The organism is Mixta calida, assembly GCF_002953215.1.
GTDB classification, from domain to species: Bacteria; Pseudomonadota; Gammaproteobacteria; order Enterobacterales; family Enterobacteriaceae; genus Mixta; species Mixta calida.
On the sequence record NZ_CP026378.1, the window covers coordinates 3785017 to 3801876 of the forward strand.

Consider the following 16860-nt stretch of genomic DNA (forward strand, 5'->3'; position numbering starts at 1 on the left):
ATGACAAAGATCCTTTCCAAAACCAAGCGACTTCGTTATTCTTTCGGAATCCTTCCACTTGTAATGGAAGCACATAACAAGTAATGAGACATTTCAGAGATTCCGCCAATTTATGGAAGATTTATCTTTAGCTCCCGGTTCGACCTTTGAGCCAGCTCCAGCTGCAAGCATGGGAGCAACCGACCTGATCCATCTGAAAGAATGCCTGCGCATTGAAGTGATTAGCCGTGATGGTAAAAAGCCGTTCAGCTGGAGTAAGGCCGTGCACCGCTGCATTACAAGTCCAACACGTCGTTTTTATTTTTGGTGGCGTATAGCATCATGGCTGCAGGTAATGGTCCCAACTTATTGATAGTGTTTTATGTTCAGATAATGCCCGATGACTTTATCATGCAGCTCCACCGATTTTGAGAACGACAGCGACTTCCGTCCCAGCCTTGCCAGATGCTGCCTCAGATTCAGGTTATGCCGCTCAATTCGCTGCGTATATCGCTTGCTGATTACGTGCAGCTTTCCCTTCAGGCGGGATTCATACAGCGGCCAGCCATCCGTCATCCATATCACCACGTCAAAGGGTGACAGCAGGCTCATAAGACGACCCAGCGTCGCCATAGTGCGTTCACCGAATACGTGCGCAACAACCGTCTTCCGGAGCCTGTCATACGCGTAAAACAGCCAGCGCTGGCGCGATTTAGCCCCGACGTAGCCCCACTGTTCGTCCATTTCCGCGCAGACGATGACGTCACTGCCCGGCTGTATGCGCGAGGTTACCGACTGCGGCCTGAGTTTTTTAAGTGACGTAAAATCGTGTTGAGGCCAACGCCCATAATGCGGGCGGTTGCCCGGCATCCAACGCCATTCATGGCCATATCAATGATTTTCTGGTGCGTACCGGGTTGAGAAGCGGTGTAAGTGAACTGCAGTTGCCATGTTTTACGGCAGTGAGAGCAGAGATAGCGCTGATGTCCGGCAGTGCTTTTGCCGTTACGCACCACCCCGTCAGTAGCTGAACAGGAGGGACAGGTGATAGAAACAGAAGCCACTGGAGCACCTCAAAAACACCATCATACACTAAATCAGTAAGTTGGCAGCATCACCTGGTAGAGGCTAATACCTCATTGATAACGCTTACCGATCAGCGCGTTATCTTTCTTGATAAAGGCTTTTGGGGCAGCATAACGCAAGTTGATCTTGCTCTTAAAGATATTGTCAGCGTGAGCGTGAAAGCCGGTCTGGTATTAGGTGAAATCACCTTCTCAACCAGCGGTCAGAATTACTCGGTCAGTAATATTTTCAAAAGCGCTATTACGCCCTTTAACAATTTACTTAACAAAGCACGAAACAATTATGCGCCTTCCCGGCCTTTGCCGGAGCCACCGCCTCAGACTGCCGCCACGCCAGCTGCGCCAACCGCAGCACCTGCGCCCACTGCACCCACTGCACCCACTGCGCCAGAATTCGATGATTTGATATCAAAACTTGAACGTCTGGCTCAGCTTAAAGAAAAAGGCATTTTGACCGAAGAAGAATTTCTGCAACAGAAGCAGCGCTTATTAAATCGATAATTCAGCCAACGTGGTTGGCTGGTTGAAACGTAGCGCAAAATGTTTTTTACGCATTAAGCGTTCCTGACGCGCCGGTCTGTAAAATGCTTTTCGGGCGCTCATGAGCGCCTCTTCTTTATTAATTTTCAACCCAGCCCCCTTCCCTGTGGCTGCGTTTCTCCACCAGTGCCGGAACAGACTTCATCTCGCTTTCAGAAGCGCCGCTCAAAAGCCAATGAAATAACCTTTCAGCCCAGCGTCAATTCTGTTCTCAGCAGCCCAAACACCCAGTCATCCTGCCAGCGGCCGTGCAGATGATAGTTTTCGCGCAGCACCCCTTCCAGCCGGAAGCCCGCTTTTTCCAGCACCGCTTTCGAGGCGTGGTTGCCCACGGTGACGGAGGCAGTGAGCTTGCGGAAATCCAATGCGAACGCCAGCTGGCACACCGCACGCAGCGATTCGGCGCCGTAGCCTTTGCCCTGAAAAGCAGCGGCGAGCAGAAAACCCACCTCGGCGATGCCGTGTTCACGATCGACAAAGCCGGTAACGCCGACCGGATCGCCGGAGGTCTTTTCGCGCATCACCAGACAGAGCCAGTGCTTACTGCCCGGCTGCCAGCGCGGGAGGCGTACGTCAAAAGCATGGCGGCGAATGATCCCGGCGTCGTGCACGTCGCTGACGAAACGCATCACCGCTTCATCCTGATACAACGACAGGAAAAAAGGCCAGTCATCTTCCATGATGGGCTGATAACGCAGGCGGGAAGAATCGATATGCATGAATTTACCTGTATTACTGGACTGAAGAAGACCATAGCAAAAATCGTCCCGGCGACCTGCCTTTTTCCGAAGCCGGAAGCCGCAGAACAAAATACCGGCGCTTATGGCGTCTGTTTATACGATTGAAAAATGCGCAGCGGCGTATGATAACAGACAGTAAATTTTGTTCCCGCCGGAGTGGTTATGTCTGAGAAAGATCCTGTTGTTGAACGCCTGTCGCTGGAACTGCTGGCGCTGCGCCAAATTGTCCAGATGCTGATTACCTTTGGTAATATGCCGACGGGCGGCAAGCTGAATAAATATCTGGAAAACCTGGCCAGCGAAGTTGAGCATCGCGACGGCCGCGAAGCGAATAAAGCGATCGCCGACGTGATCCGTACCTATATTCGCTCTTAATTCTGACCCCGTAGCAGCGCTGATTTGCTGCTGCGGTTTTTTCTTTTACTGGCGCGGCCAGGTCAGCGCATCGTTGATAAGGTTGTCCTTTTCCGGGCCCGGCGTCGTCTGATTACGTCCGTTGCGCTTCGAAACAAACAGCTGTTTATCCGCCGCGGAGACCAGGCGATTAAAATCGTCGCAGATATGGGCGTGATCCAGCGTGCCGCTGCTTACGCCGATACTGACGGTGACCGCCGCCGCATTGCCGCGCAGCATTATCTTCTGCTGCATCACGCGTCGTCGAATCGCCTCCGCCTTCTGCACGAACTGCGCGTCCGTGAGGTCGAACAGCAGCACCAGAAACTCCTCACCGCCGAAACGACAAACCAGCCCTGCATCGCCGACGCTCTGCTGCATGCGTTGCGCTACCTCCTGCAACACCGCGTCTCCGGCGTCGTGCCCGTAGTTGTCATTGATCGCTTTAAAATAGTCGATGTCGATTAACAGCACGCCCATCTGACGATCGCGCAGCGCGCCGGTTTCTTTCATCTGCTCTAAACGCGCGTACAGACCAGAACGCGTCAGCAATCCGGTGAGAAAATCGTGATTGGCGCGCAGCGCAAGCTGACGATTGAGCTGTCTGATGGCGTCCATGCTCACGGCGACAATCAGCGGGCTGATCGCCACCGTCGCCACGCCTAGCCGCGCCGAAGTCAGATGGCTTGGCGGCAGCAGACTGTCGGCTCCCTGAATATTCATCACGTTATGTACCACCAGAATAATTTCCGTGATGCCGGTGAGCAGCGTTAATGCGCTGGTCAGCCAGAGCGGGTAACTGATGGCGCACCAGATCAGCGCCGGAACCGGAAAAGAGAGGCTGCCGCCGCCGCCGATCAGCGCCGCCGCGCAAATGGAGCAGATCAACGCCAGCGCCGGCGCGCACTTTCGCCATTGGCGCAGCGCCGCCAGCAGTTCGGCGCGGCGCGGCAGCGTCAACAGCAGCGGCAGCAGCAAAACGCCAGTAGAAAACTGCTCGCTCAGCCAGTCGCTCCATGCCGTCAGAAAGCCGTCGCGAAACAGCAGCTCCTGCGCCAGCGCCCCCCAGCTGGCGCATGCCAGGGACGCCAGCAGGCAGGCGGGAAAAATGGTCAGCGCGTTTTTTATCCTGCCTGAGGCATTAAGCGGAGCGGCGCGCTGAATCAACATCGAGACGGCAACCAGAATAAACAGAATATTCGCCCCGTTAATGGTAAACGCGGGCAGCGCCCAGCCGGAAAAGAGCGCGTCGTTAAACACCATCGCGCCATAGCAGACCAGGTAGTAGCGTGGCCGGTGCAGCCAGGGCAAACGGACAAAAATGCTGGTCAGCAGCGCGTTGATGGGCCAGAACAGCGACAGCTCCGCAGGCAGACGCAAATGGCCGCCAACAAAGCAGAAGAAGGAAGTGAAAAGAAATAGCGTCAGAATAGTGTTAAGCGGTTTTTCTTTGTTGAGAAGCGCGAGTTGCATAGCTGGACGTACCTGGTGCGTTGCCTCTGCCGCCGTCAGGCCTTCAACCGGCAGCTTCATTCAGCGGCTATTATTATCGGTAACCACGCCGTAAATAACGCTGGCGAAGCGCGGCATCTTATCACAGCATAACTGGCCAACAGGGTGAATCTTCTTCAGGTCAGGGAAAAGAGATGATAAAACAGGCGCTCGCTGAGCGCCTGTTTAACCGGTCTTTTGCAGCGGAAGCGACTATTTTACCGCCACCGGCCACTGGTTCAGACGGATGCCGCGTCTCGGCGCTTTCTCGCCAAAATCTTTCAGCACCGCTTTGACATCCGGGTCGAGATAATCCACGTTGTCATGATCGACGATCAGCACGCTGTTTTCCGGAATTTCATCCAGCAGATTTTGCAGACGCGGATTGTGCATAAATGTCAGGTTCTGCTGCAACCGCAGCACATAGTGGTCGTCGTAGCGGGTCAAATGCATAGCGTTGCGGTGGCTTTTGTAAATGCTGTAGAGGATCTGCGTGGCGATTCCCAGTCCAATGCCCGCCAGCATGCCGAAAGCGATGATGCCGATAATGGTGGTGATAAAAGGCACGAATTGCTGGGCGCCCATGCGGATTTGGTCAATAAACAGGCGCGGCGTCGCCAGCTTATAACCGGTATAGAGCAGCACCGCCGCCAGGCTCGCCAGCGGAATAACGTTCAGCAGATCGCTGAACCACAGCCCGCAGATCAGCAGCAGCACGCCATGCAGCAGAATCGACACCTTACTCTGCGCGCCGACGCTGACGTTGACCGAACTGCGCACGATCACCGCGGTGATTGGCAGCGCGCCGAGAAAACCGGCCAGCGTGTTTCCGATGCCCTGCGCCAGCATCTCTCTGTTCGGAGAGGGATGCGGGTTCTGCGGCCGCAGCTTATTCAGCGCTTCCTGACTGAGCAGGGTTTCCAGACTGGCCACCAGCGCCAGCGTTATCGCCACCACATAAACAGAAGGATTGCGCCACGCCTGCCAGTCCGGCCCTTCCAGCTCGGCGGCCAGCGCGCTCAGGCTGCCGAATTCAGGCAGCGTAATACGCGGCAGGCTGGCGAGGAAATCGGGCTGTAGCCGCTCGCCGAATACCGTCGCCAGCCCGCCAATCAGCACGGCGATCAGCGGCCCTGGGATCCAGCTCAACGCCTTGATGTTTTTAATCACCGGCGTCGTCCAGAGCCACAGGATCAGCAGCCCCGCGCCGGCCACCAGCATCGACGAGGTTGAGAAGCGGAAATCGCCGCTAAACAGCCCGCTCAGCTCGCCGTCGCCGCTGGCGCCCAGCGCCACCGGGATCTGCTGCATAATCAGTAGAATGCCGATCGCCGCCAGCATCCCCTTAATCACGCTGCCTGGCACCAATGCGATAAAACGTCCGGCGCGCAGCATTCCCAGAATGAACTGAATGATGCCCGCCAGCACCAGCGCGAAGAGAAAGGCGGAGAAGGATCCCAGCGTCTCGATGGAGGCCACCACGATGGTAACCAGACCGGCGGCCGGGCCGCTGACGGCAAAGCGCGAGGGACTAAAAGAGGTGACCACCAGACCGCCGATCACACCGGTCAGCAGGCCGACGAACGGCGGCAGGCCGCTGGCCTGAGCGATGCCCAGACAGAGCGGCAGCGCCACCAGAAACACCACAAGGCCGGCGGGAAGATCCTGCCGAAGCGTCTTCATATTCATGACGATGTTTCCTCTGCTGATTGCTGAATTAACTCTTTCAAATGTCCCGACTGCAGGTCATAAACGCAGCCGAACAGATCCAGTTCAACGCCGTTGCGCCAGGCACGCCGCACCGGCTCGCTGGCGGCCAGATGCGCGAACTGCGCCAGCACGTTCGCTTCCACCAGCTGATTGTGCCGCGACGCGTCCGCTTCGCCCGCCGCATGAAACGCCTTCAGGCCTTCGACCAGCGCCACGCGCAGCGCCGCAATACGGCGCGAGAGCGGAGAATTTTCCTGCGCCAGCGGGCTTTCCGGCAGCGCGACGGCGGCCTGAATGCCGCCGCAGCCGTAGTGGCCGCACAGAACGACGCGCTTTACCTCAAGGTATTCCAGCGCATACTGCAACACGCTCATAAAGTTATCGTCATCGGTCAGCACCATATTGGCGATATTACGGTGCACGAACAGCTCGCCCGGATCGGCCCCGGTCAGCACTTCCGCCGGAACGCGGCTGTCAGAACAGCCGATCCATAACGAATGGGGCTTTTGCTGATGTAAATAGCGCTCGAAATAGCGCGGATTACGCTGCGTTTTTTGTAATGCCCAACTACGGTTTTTCGCTAACAGTGGTTTCAGGGTCGTCAAAATCGTCGTCTCCATTCTGATAAATACAGGCAGGCCTGGGCGACAGTGAAAAATCATCAGGGAATACCGGAAAGCATGGAATATGCGCCGATAAAATAAGTAGTACCACTGCGGATAATAATAAACGAACATTGAAAAAACAATGCAGCAACAAAATTGCAAAGTGTAATCTTATTTAAATGCAATGTATAAATAAGGTAAATAAGACATTTTCCATTGAAAAGAGCCAAGAATCATATTGGTAAATTTATTATTATAAATCAAATAGTTAAATAAAAATAAAATAAATACAGAAATAAAATACACTATTTAACCTTAGGAATAAAAAGGTTAAATAATATAGACACCGGTCTCTTTAAGAGGCATCCGTCTCAATTTAAAAGGCGATTTAGCAGCTATTAAGTCATAAGAAAAAACAATATAAGTACAGGAAAGTCCGGTACTGGCGCTATGTACGGATTAAATCATCACGCAGGTAATTAATATCGATATTGGTTATTTACCATTTTGAACTCTTTTTCGCTTTCCCTTGTTCTGCCATCTGTGAAGTTAAACTATTTGCGTTTATTTACGTAACGGCGGGGTAAAAAGCCTTTTAAAAGCGCCGGGCGGCAGCGAACGTATGCGCGCCCTTTCCTGTTCAGGGCGCGGACGCTATATTCAGCAAGCGATCGGCTGCCTGCATTCTGACGTATTAACGCGCGTTCGGCGGCTACGATGCAATCAACGACTCATCAGCAAGGATTAATCATGTCTGACGCTTCTCCAGTAAGAACTTCCGCGCTGCTGGCCTCTCTCGATTGGCTGGATCACGCTTTTTTACCGGCGGGCATGGCGCCGCCGGAAGAGATTGCCTGCGGTCATCAGCGTCATACCGCGACGGTGGTGATGGCGGAAGAGGCGTTCCCGCGTAAACAGCGCGAGGCGGATGCCGTCATCGCCACCGGCCCGCGCCCGGTCGCCGTCTATACGGCGGACTGCCTGCCGGTGCTGATCGCCGATACCCGCCAGCGGAACGTGGCGGCGGTGCATGCAGGGCTAAAAGGCGCGCTGGCAGGCGTATTGCCGCAGGCGATCGACAGGCTGATCGAGGCTGGCGCAACGCCTGACAGCTTGTTTGCGGCGATTGGTCCGGCGATTGCGCCCTGCTGCTACGAGCTGGGAGAAGAGATGCTGAATACGATTCTCGTTAATCCGCTGGCGACGGCGCCGCGCTGGTTTACGCTGCAACCGCTCAACAAGCAGGCGGTCAGGCCGCAGGCGCGCGCTGCGCATCAGGGCGTCTGGTTCGATTTGCCGGCGCTGGGCCGCCAGATGCTGCTGGACAGGGGTATTCCGGCGGCGCAAATCGATATTCTGCCGGTCTGTACCTATTGCTGCGCGGAAGCGCAATCAAGCTATCGACGTAATACCCATTTTTCCGACGGCTACGCCCTGCGCTATTCCTGGATTCGGCGGAAGGCGTAGCGCGATCGCCATCGTGCTGCGAGCTTCGACCAGAACCGAGCCGTCGCTCGCGCTGCGATCAGGAACGCGAGAGGAGATCGTTGCTGTATTTAAAAAGCTCATTATCGGAACGCAGGCCCAGCTTTCTTAACGCTGACTGTTTTTGTCCGCTGACGGTTTTGCGGCTGCGCTTGAACTTAACGGCGATTTGCGAAACGCTCATACCGTTCAAAAAGCAGCGAATCACCTCTACTTCGCGCGGGCTAAGCAGCTTCACCTTCTCATACAGCGATCCTTTCTGTGCGGCGTCGGTGGGCCGGCTGCGCGCCTCCTCATCAATAACGTAAAGGCCTTCAACTTCATAGGCCATATCGCGCGACAGCCAGTTGCGCCCCATTCCTACCTGACGGATCGCCTGAATCATTTCACTCATATCCTGGCTTTTGCCGATAAAGCCTTTTACGCCCGCGTTCAACACCATTTTTACTACGGCGGGGCTTTCCATGGCGGAAGAGATAAGGATATTCAGACGCGGATAATGATTACGCAGCTGCTTGATCAACGCCAGCCCGTCCAGCTCCCGCTCGCCTAATAAGAAATCAAGGACCAGCACGTCAAGCTGCAAATCAGGCAGCTCGTTAAAAAGCAGCTGACTGGCGCCGAACGTACCGACCAATATGATATCCGGCTCCGCGCCAACGCAAATTTCAAAGGCGGTGCGGATCATAGGATGATCGTCCAGTAGCGCAACCCGTAATGGGCTGGCGATCGTTTTTGTCATTTTTCACTCCTTGAATAATTACCAATGCGCAGGTGTTTAATTTAATCGTTTAATTCATCGTTTTCGCGGCGGCTAAAAAGCCATGCCCGCTATTCAATTAATAGTTTCCGTTATGCCGTTCTCTTACCTGGCGCCTCATTGCCCTATCCATGAGCATGCTGATACGCCTGGCCTGTGCGATGGCTATTAATATTTAACTTTTTTTCACTCTCTGTCACGTAATTATTTTTTCCCTGTCATTCATCAAAATATTGAGACAATTCCCGATACTTTTAGCATAGAAATAATTTTAGCGGTAGTCTGTCATGCTGACGGGACGAGTTGACGAAAAGCATAAGCTCCGCTGTAGAATACGAGATATGTCTCAAAGATCAAACTGTTTTTGCTGTCTGTCTAGGCTTCACCATAGAATATATCTATTATTATCAGTAAAATCGTAAAATAAAAAAACGCATTTATTAAGACGTTACTTCCTGCCGTTTTTCTATTTTTACTATGCTGAACTATCAGGGAAGGATTAATGACGATAAGAAATTTATACTTTTATATCTTTTTATTCCTCTTTACCTTAACGGCTCTGGCGCAGCCGCATGAATTAACCCTTCAGGTCAACGCGGACATTGTCGTACCGCAAAAAGAAGAGGTTAAAGGATTAAAAAATTTCGTTTTACCGCCGCTGTTACGCGTCGGTATCCCTGGGCCGCCGCGACCGCCGGTTTATCATAATATGGAGTCCGATAAATTTGAGGGCATTGCCGCCGATTATCTGAGCGCGCTAAAAAGAATGCTGGGCATAGAACTGCAGCTCATCGCTTACGATACGCCGGCCGACGCCCTGCAGGCGCTGAGAAAGCAGCAGCTGGATATGATCGCTTTTTATAATCCGCATCTTTATGGCACCGACGGCGTGATTGTCACCACGCCCTGGCTGCTCGACTATCCGGTCATTATTCAGCACGATCGTTCACTGCTCGGCTTTAAGCGCAATGGCCAGCCGGTACTCGCCTGGGCCAACGCCCCCGCCTTTACGCAACAGCTGCAGCGTCATTTTCCCGATATGCGCCTGCAGCATTACCGCAGCCCGGAAATGGCACTCGCCGCCGTCGCCTTCGGCCAGGCTGACGCCATGTGGGGCAGTGCCGCCAGCATTGAGTTCCTGCGCCGCTACGGCTACGGCAGCCTGATTAGCCTGACCGCTAACTATTCCATTCCCGACATGAACCTCTCATTCGGCGTGTCCGCCACGCAGCCGCAGCTGGCTCAGGCCTTAGATATCGTGCTGCAAAATATTCCGCTGTCTGGCCGCCAGCGCATCATCGCCCGTTGGGGGCTTGATTCGTCGTTTGTTCAGAAGGCGAATCCATTAATGCTAAATGCGGAAGATGCGCTTTGGCTGCAGCAGCATCCCAGGATTCCCGTCAAGCTGAATCACGGCGCGCCGCCGCTGTCGATTAGCGGTCATGATAATGAGCCAGAAGGCATCGACGCCGAATTCCTGCGGCTGATCGGCGAACGGGCCGGCTTTACGTTTATCTGGGTCGACCAGAATGGCGGCAGCAATCCGCTGGTACTTTATCCCGCCGAGCTGGCGCCCGAAAAGCCCGATCCGGCACTGATCTATTCGCGCCCTTATATCGTTACGCCTTGGGTGATGGTGCAGCGCAACCACGGGGCAGCGACGGCATCACTCTCTCAGCTGCGCGACAAGCTGCTGGCGATGGAAAGAAAAAGTCCGATGCTGGAGTGGCTGAAGCGGCACTATCCCGGCTATAAGGTTCAGCTGGTCGATAACGCGCAGCAGGCGTTCGACCTGCTGGCGCAGGGTGAAGTCGACGCGATTATTCAGCCCAAGCTGGTGGCCGATTATCAGCTCAATAACAATTATCCCGGCCTGCTGCGCATCATCCGCACAGTGGGCGACGCGCCCGCCCGCTACGTTATGGCGACGCCACGTGAAAACAGCGAATTGATGCATATCATCAATAAAGCACTGCTGGGCATTTCACGCATTACGCAGGAAAAAATCGTGTTGCGCTGGCAGAACGCCCATCAGACCGCCAGCGGCAGCGGGTGGCCCTACTATAACAGCCTGCTGATTAAAATTGTGCTGGCGGTCGGGCTGGTCGCTCTGCTGGTGCTGCTCTGGAATCGCCATTTACAGCGAATAATCCGCGAGCGCACTCGCGTCGAACAGGCATTGAAAAACCAGTTAACCTTCACCAATACCTTGTTCGACGAGTCGCCGGTGGTGATGTACGTGCGCGACCGACAGATGCGGCTGCAACACTGCAACAAGGCCTACGTCGATTTTCTACAGCGTCCGCGCGAGCAGCTGCTTGGCTCCACGCTGGAAGAGCTTCCCGCGGATTTCGAAGCGGCTCAGCCGTTTCAGGAGATCTATACGCAAACCTTTCGGGAAGGCGAGCCGCTGGTGCAGGATCTTAAGCTGCGCTATCAGGGCCGTGATTATTATACGCTGCACTGGGCGCTGCCCTATCGCGATCACGCTGACAATATCGTCGGCATCATCGGCGGCTGGCTGGATATCACCGAGCGCTATGAGCTGCTTACCGCGCTGGAAAAAGCGAAAGAGGAAGCGGATCGCGCGAACGAATTTAAAAGCCGTTTTCTGGCTAATACCAGCCACGATATCCGCACGCAGCTCCATGCGATCATCGGCCTGCTGGAGCTGGAGATACGTCGTTCAACGCGGCCGCTCGGCCCGAATATTACCGCCGCCTATGAGTCGGCCACCGCGCTGCAAAGCCTGATCGGCAATGTGCTGGATCTGTCGAAAATCGAGTCAGGCGTTTTTCAGCCGGAGCCGACCAATGTCAACCTTGTCACCATTGTCGAACAGCTGTTTACGCTGTTTCACAGTAAGGCGGACGCGCTCGGCCTGCGCTTCAACAAGCTGATCGCCGTTGAAAATCCCTGCGTCCTCACTGACGCGACGATGTTTAATCAGATCGCGGCCAACCTGCTGAGCAACGCGCTCAAGTTTACCCGCGTCGGCGAAGTGGAGATCGCGCTGTTGCAGCAAACGGACGTCGCGCTGGAAAGCGATCGCGGCAGCTATCTGCTACGCATTAGCGATACCGGCTGCGGCATTAGCCCTAACGATCTGCATAAAATTTTTGAGCCGTTCGTGCAGGCGGGCGATCGTTTGAGTCAGCAGGCGGGCACCGGGCTGGGCCTGAGCATCTGCCGCCATCTGGCGCGCCTGCTGGGGGCGAAATCAGCGTAGAAAGCGAACCCGGTGCAGGCTCGGTGTTTCTGTTCCGCTTTACTGCGCCGCTTTGCCAGCCGTGCATGTCCGCCGATGCCGACGTCAGGCAGCCCGTCGACAACAGCGCGCGACGGATCCTGATTGTGGAAGATCACGCACCCAACCGTCTGCTGCTGGCGCAGCAGCTCACCTGGCTGGGCCATGAGGTGACGGAAACCGAGCGGGCGACGCAGGCGCTTGAACTGTGGGAACAGCAGAAAAACCGCTTCGACCTGATTATTACCGACTGCAATATTCCGGGTATGGACGGCTTCGCCTTTACGCGTCTGCTGCGCCAGCGCGAGGCGGAACTGGGTATTAAGCCGGTCGTCATTGTCGGCCTGACCGCCTCGGCGGAAAAAGCGATCCAGCAGCGCTGCCTGGAGGCTGGCATGAACTGCTGCCTGTTTAAACCTGCCAATATCGAAACGCTGAGAAGCTTTATCTCAATGTCGGTGCCCGGCGGCGCGCCCGCGGCTCTCGGCAACGGTCTGCTCGATCAGCTGAGCGCGGTCGATCCCGCCGCCTGTGCCAGACTGATTGAAAGCGCTATCGAAAGCCACCGGCAGCTAGCGGAGAAACTGCTGGCGTGTCGTCAACACGATGAGCTCACCACGCTGGCGCATACGCTGAAAGGCGGCGCGCGGCTGCTGAACGCCGAGCGGCTGGAGGCGCTTTGTCAGCAGCTGGAAAACAGCCGCCGCGAGGATCGGCTGATCGACGCACTCTGTCAGGATGTCGTCAATGAGGTTCAGGTGCTGGAAACGATGCTGCTGGCGCGGCTGAAGGCGCTAAATCTGAATTAAAGCCGCCATGTTGTTTATCCCGCCCGCTGAGGCAACAGCGGGCGGCCTGCTTTTTTGATATATCTCACAGCCTGACGCTCCACCGCTTTCCTTTCTGTACGCGATCGCTACAGTCAACTCATCCGACCACCAACAAAAGATTAACATTCAGGTGAGCAGCCTATGTCGATCACGCCTTCGCTTTTTGATCCGCTCGATCTTGGCTTTATCCAGCTTAAGAATCGCGTGCTGATGGGCTCGATGCATACCGGTCTGGAGGAGCGGCCCGACGGGCCGGAGCGGCTGGCGGCCTTTTACGCCGAGCGCGCCGCAAACGGCGTGGCGCTGATTGTCACCGGCGGCATCGCCCCTTCGCCGGAAGGCGTGGTGACAGCGGGCGGCTCGGTGCTGAACAGTGAAGCACAGCTGCCCCATCATCGCATTGTGACCGATGCGGTTCACCAGCACGGCGGTAAGATCGCGCTGCAGATCCTGCACGCCGGACGCTACAGCTATCAGCCTGCACTGGTCGCGCCCTCGCCGCTACAGGCGCCGATTAATCCCTTTACGCCGCAGGCGCTGACGCATGAGGCGATAGTCCAGCTGATTGCCGATTTCGCCCGCTGCGCGTCGCTGGCGCAGCAGGCGGGCTATGACGGCGTGGAAATCATGGGTTCCGAAGGCTATCTAATCAATCAGTTCCTCACGGCGCGCACCAACCAGCGCAGCGATGAATGGGGCGGCGATTTTACCCGTCGGATGCGCTTTGCGCTGGCGATCGTCGAGGCGGTGCGCGCGGCGACCGGTCCCCATTTTATTCTTATCTACCGCCAGTCGATGCTCGATCTGGTGCCGGAGGGCAATACGCTGGAGGAGACCATTCAACTGGCGCAGGCGATCGAAGCGGCAGGCGCCACGCTGATCAATACCGGCATCGGCTGGCACGAGGCGCGCATTCCCACTATCGCCACCTCGGTGCCGCGCGCCGCGTTCGGCTGGGTCACGCGCACGCTGCGCCAGCATGTGACGCTGCCGTTGATCGCCACTAACCGCATCAACCAGCCGGAGGTGGCGCAACGTCTGCTGGATGACGGCTGCGCAGATATGATCTCGATGGCGCGTCCTTTTCTGGCGGACGGCGCCTTTGTCAGTAAGGCGCAGGCGGGCCGGGCCGCTGAAATTAATACCTGCATCGGCTGCAATCAGGCCTGTCTCGACCAGATTTTTGCCGGCAAAGTCACCTCCTGCCTGGTGAACCCGCGCGCCTGCCATGAAACTCTGATGCCGGAGTCGCCTGCTGCGGTGCGGAAAAGTATTGCGGTAGTGGGCGCTGGGCCCGCCGGGCTGGCATTCGCCGTCAACGCCACGCAGCGCGGCCATCGCGTCACGCTGTTTGACGCCGCCGCAGACATCGGCGGCCAGTTTAACGTGGCGCGCCAGATCCCCGGCAAAGAGGAGTTCAACGAAACCCTACGCTACTACCGCACCCAGCTCGCGCTATTGCACGTCGACGTACGGCTGAACTGCCGCGCCGACGCAGGTATGCTGCGCGATTTTGACGAGATCGTGCTGGCAACCGGCATTGTGCCGCGCCTGCCGGCGATCGAAGGCGTCGATCACCCTAAGGTGCTGAGCTATCTGGATGTGTTGCGCGATAAAAAACCGGTCGGCCAGCGCGTCGCCATTATCGGCGCGGGCGGCATCGGCTTTGATACCGCCAGCTTCCTCAGCCACAGCGACCGCGCCGACAGCCTGGAGAGCGCCGACTTCTGCCGCGAATGGGGCATCGATCGGACGCTGCAACAGCGGGGCGGCCTGACGCGCGCGCAGCCGCAGCCGAGCCTACGTCAGATCTGGCTGTTGCAGCGCAAGGCGGGAAAACCGGGCGCCGGGCTGGGGAAAACTACCGGCTGGATTCATCGGAACAGCCTGCTGGCGCGCGGCGTGGAGATGTGGGGAGGCGTGCAGTATCAGCGTATCGACGACGAAGGGCTGCATTTACTGCGCGACGGCCATGCGATAACGCTGCCGGTGGATCAGGTCATTATCTGCGCCGGACAGGAGCCAAACCGGGCGCTGGCCGCGCCGCTGGAAGCGTCAGGCAAGCCAGTGCATATTATCGGCGGCGCGGACGTCGCGCTGGAGCTGGATGCGCGCCGCGCTATCGCGCAGGGCACCCGGCTGGCGCTGGCGCTGTAGGCGGCACGCCGATCAACCGGTCGACGGGCTGCCGCATCAGCACTTCAGCACTTCAGCACTTCAGCACTTCAGCACATCAGCACATCAGCACATCAGCACATCAGCACATCAGCACATCAGCACATCAGCGCAGCTTAACGGATCGCAGCACCACAAACTTTTTGTTGGAGGCGATCAGCGTGCAGTTGCCGAACAGCTTCTTCATTTTGCGGTAATAATCGAGATGGCGGTTGCCGACGATGCGCAGTTCGCCGCCATATTGCAGGCAGCGGCGCGCATCGCGGAACATCTGCCAGGCGATATGATCGGTGACCGCGCTCTGCTGATGAAACGGCGGGTTGCACAGCACGGCATGCAGACGGTCGGCCGGAAAGCCGCTCAGCGCATTGCCCACCTGAAAATGGCTGCGCGCCATATCCTGCGGCCGGTTAATCTCTACGTTCATCCGGCTGGAGGCGACCGCCATCCAGGACTCGTCAAAGAAATGTACCTCCGCCTGCGGGTTCATCTCCAGCGCCATCAGGCCAATCACGCCGTTGCCGCAGCCGAGATCGACGATTTCGCCGTTGATGTTATCAGGCAGATGCTGCATAAAAAAGCGCGCGCCGATATCCAGTCCGCTGCGTGAAAAGACGTTAGCGTGGTTATGGATCTGATACGGCGTGTCGTCCAGCGGCCAGCTCAGGGTCTCCGGCTGAGGCTTCAGCGTCGGGGCGGCGTAAGTGCTGTAAACCAGCCGCGCTTTTTTCCACGCCAGCGAGGTTTTCGTCGGGCCGAGGATGCGTTCGAACAGTTGCAGCGTAGACGTATGGATATCCTTCGCGCGCGCGCCGGCGATTATTACCGTCTCCGGCGTCACCACATCGCGCAATTGACGCAGCTGATGCTCCAGCAGCGCCAGCGTGCGCGGTATCTTAATCAGCACGCAGGCGGGCGCGGCGGGCAGCGGCGCCAGGCTGTCGAGCAGCACCACGCGATCTTCATCCAGCTCGTTGTCGCGCAGGTTTTGCCGCGTCGCCTGCTGGCTAATCCATGAGTCGCTGATACTGTACAGCGGGCGATCCAGCGTACAGGCGAGCGCGCCGAAGCTGTCGTTGAATACCAGCAGCGGCCCTTGCTCCGGCGCAGGCAGCGCCTGCTGCAACAGATATTCATCCGCCGCGTCCCACGCCTGCAGCGGGTTTTCTTCCTGCATGCGCGGGAAGCGGTGTAAGGTCAGGGTGCGTTGGCTCAGTTCTGGTTGGCTCATGGATTCCTCGGCGTGGTACTATTGCGCATCTTTTCGCCCCGAAAGCGGGGGCGCAGTATACTGCCTTTTTATTCGAGTCGCGTCATGTCATCGTTAATTTATCTTCAGGGCTATCCTGACACGCTGCTGCGCCAGGTGCAGACCCTTATCGATCAACAGCGCCTCGGCGAGGTGCTGGAAAAACGCTACCCCGATATGCACAACGTCACCAGCGATAAAGCGCTGTACGACTATACGCTGGCGCTGAAAAACCGTTATTTACGCAACGCGGCGCCGCTGAATAAGGTGATCTACGACAGCAAAATCCGCGTGATAAAACATGCGCTCGGCCTGCATACCGCCGTGTCGCAGATTCAGGGCGGCAAGCTGAAAGCGAGAGCGGAGATCCGCGTCGCCAGCCTGTTCCGTCAGGCGCCGGAAGCGTTTTTGCGCATGATCGTGGTGCATGAGCTGGCGCATATTAAAGAAAAGGATCATAACAAGGCGTTTTACCAGCTCTGCTGCCATATGGAGCCGGATTATCATCAGCTGGAGTTCGACACCCGGCTGTGGCTGACGCACCAGGCGCTACAAGGCAACGCCGGTTAAG

The 16860-nt window shown here is 56.6% G+C and carries 17 protein-coding genes; 9 read left to right on the forward strand and 8 right to left on the reverse strand.

What is annotated here, in order from left to right:
• The first annotated feature begins 112 nt into the window (after positions 1–112).
• On the forward strand, positions 113–352 hold the full coding sequence (locus tag C2E16_RS20665; protein WP_144380539.1) for a hypothetical protein: 240 nt from the start codon (positions 113–115) through the stop codon (positions 350–352).
• Here C2E16_RS20665 and C2E16_RS18080 read toward each other — a convergent pair.
• Positions 346–1043, reverse strand: a protein-coding gene (locus C2E16_RS18080) for an IS1-like element IS1A family transposase (RefSeq protein WP_233987823.1) whose coding sequence is annotated in 2 segments (ribosomal slippage) — positions 346–794 and positions 794–1043 — 699 coding nt in all. Because the reading frame shifts where the segments join, the coding sequence is not laid out codon by codon here. The two genes, C2E16_RS20665 and C2E16_RS18080, sit on opposite strands and share 7 nt — an antisense overlap.
• A gap of 54 nt (positions 1044–1097) precedes the next feature.
• Here C2E16_RS18080 and C2E16_RS18090 point away from each other — a divergent pair.
• On the forward strand, positions 1098–1565 hold the full coding sequence (locus tag C2E16_RS18090) for a PH domain-containing protein (protein WP_038624024.1): 468 nt from the start codon (positions 1098–1100) through the stop codon (positions 1563–1565).
• On the opposite strand, the gene C2E16_RS20930 is transcribed toward C2E16_RS18090, so the two are convergent.
• Both C2E16_RS20930 and C2E16_RS18095 read right to left on the reverse strand, forming a co-directional pair.
• Positions 1554–1694, reverse strand: a complete 141-nt coding sequence (locus tag C2E16_RS20930) for a hypothetical protein (protein WP_156462407.1) — start codon at positions 1692–1694, stop codon at positions 1554–1556. The genes C2E16_RS18090 and C2E16_RS20930 overlap by 12 nt on opposite strands.
• Positions 1695–1792: 98 nt before the next feature.
• Positions 1793–2323 (reverse strand): GNAT family N-acetyltransferase, encoded by a 531-nt coding sequence (locus tag C2E16_RS18095; protein ID WP_084970639.1) that lies wholly within the window; start codon positions 2321–2323, stop codon positions 1793–1795.
• On the opposite strand from C2E16_RS18095, the gene C2E16_RS21255 reads away from it, so the two are divergent.
• Together C2E16_RS21255 and C2E16_RS18100 are read left to right on the forward strand one after the other, a co-directional pair.
• On the forward strand, positions 2318–2449 hold the full coding sequence (locus tag C2E16_RS21255; protein WP_257152234.1) for a hypothetical protein: 132 nt from the start codon (positions 2318–2320) through the stop codon (positions 2447–2449). The genes C2E16_RS18095 and C2E16_RS21255 overlap by 6 nt on opposite strands.
• Positions 2450–2506: 57 nt before the next feature.
• A complete protein-coding gene (locus tag C2E16_RS18100) occupies positions 2507–2719 on the forward strand; it encodes a hypothetical protein (RefSeq protein WP_038624022.1) in 213 nt (70 codons plus the stop codon).
• A gap of 45 nt (positions 2720–2764) precedes the next feature.
• On the opposite strand, the gene C2E16_RS18105 is transcribed toward C2E16_RS18100, so the two are convergent.
• The 3 genes from C2E16_RS18105 to C2E16_RS18115 all read right to left on the reverse strand — a co-directional run bounded on the left by C2E16_RS18105 (position 2765) and on the right by C2E16_RS18115 (position 6558).
• The gene (locus C2E16_RS18105) at positions 2765–4210 is read right to left on the reverse strand and encodes a GGDEF domain-containing protein (RefSeq protein WP_084970641.1); all 1446 of its coding nucleotides are present in this window, start codon (positions 4208–4210) and stop codon (positions 2765–2767) included.
• A 231-nt stretch (positions 4211–4441) separates the two neighbouring features.
• Positions 4442–5917 carry a SulP family inorganic anion transporter gene (locus C2E16_RS18110; protein ID WP_038624021.1) on the reverse strand — a complete coding sequence of 492 codons (1476 nt, stop codon included), beginning with the start codon at positions 5915–5917 and terminating at the stop codon, positions 4442–4444.
• Positions 5914–6558 carry a carbonic anhydrase gene (locus C2E16_RS18115; protein ID WP_038629867.1) on the reverse strand — a complete coding sequence of 215 codons (645 nt, stop codon included), beginning with the start codon at positions 6556–6558 and terminating at the stop codon, positions 5914–5916. The genes C2E16_RS18110 and C2E16_RS18115 overlap by 4 nt, the downstream gene beginning before the upstream one ends.
• A gap of 735 nt (positions 6559–7293) precedes the next feature.
• Between C2E16_RS18115 and C2E16_RS18120 the strand changes: the two genes are divergently transcribed.
• Positions 7294–8010, forward strand: a complete 717-nt coding sequence (locus tag C2E16_RS18120) for a polyphenol oxidase family protein (RefSeq protein ID WP_084970638.1) — start codon at positions 7294–7296, stop codon at positions 8008–8010.
• 58 nt (positions 8011–8068) lie between these two features.
• Here C2E16_RS18120 and C2E16_RS18125 read toward each other — a convergent pair whose 3' ends face one another.
• Positions 8069–8770 (reverse strand): response regulator transcription factor, encoded by a 702-nt coding sequence (locus C2E16_RS18125; protein WP_038624019.1) that lies wholly within the window; start codon positions 8768–8770, stop codon positions 8069–8071.
• A gap of 727 nt (positions 8771–9497) precedes the next feature.
• Between C2E16_RS18125 and C2E16_RS18130 the strand changes: the two genes are divergently transcribed.
• The 3 genes from C2E16_RS18130 to C2E16_RS18140 all read left to right on the forward strand — a co-directional run bounded on the left by C2E16_RS18130 (position 9498) and on the right by C2E16_RS18140 (position 15022).
• Positions 9498–12017: an ATP-binding protein gene (locus tag C2E16_RS18130; protein ID WP_409365938.1), complete on the forward strand. Its 2520-nt coding sequence runs from the start codon at positions 9498–9500 to the stop codon at positions 12015–12017.
• A gap of 23 nt (positions 12018–12040) precedes the next feature.
• Positions 12041–12844: a response regulator gene (locus C2E16_RS18135; RefSeq protein WP_146107490.1), complete on the forward strand. Its 804-nt coding sequence runs from the start codon at positions 12041–12043 to the stop codon at positions 12842–12844.
• 162 nt (positions 12845–13006) lie between these two features.
• A complete protein-coding gene (locus C2E16_RS18140) occupies positions 13007–15022 on the forward strand; it encodes an NADPH-dependent 2,4-dienoyl-CoA reductase (RefSeq protein ID WP_104951594.1) in 2016 nt (671 codons plus the stop codon).
• Positions 15023–15146: 124 nt separating this feature from the next.
• Here C2E16_RS18140 and rlmG read toward each other — a convergent pair whose 3' ends face one another.
• Entirely contained in the window at positions 15147–16271 is a 1125-nt protein-coding gene (gene rlmG, locus C2E16_RS18145) for a 23S rRNA (guanine(1835)-N(2))-methyltransferase RlmG (protein ID WP_038624015.1), read from the reverse strand.
• Positions 16272–16355: 84 nt separating this feature from the next.
• On the opposite strand from rlmG, the gene C2E16_RS18150 reads away from it, so the two are divergent.
• Positions 16356–16859 carry a M48 family metallopeptidase gene (locus C2E16_RS18150; protein WP_038624013.1) on the forward strand — a complete coding sequence of 168 codons (504 nt, stop codon included), beginning with the start codon at positions 16356–16358 and terminating at the stop codon, positions 16857–16859.
• The last annotated feature ends 1 nt before the right edge of the window (position 16860 follow it).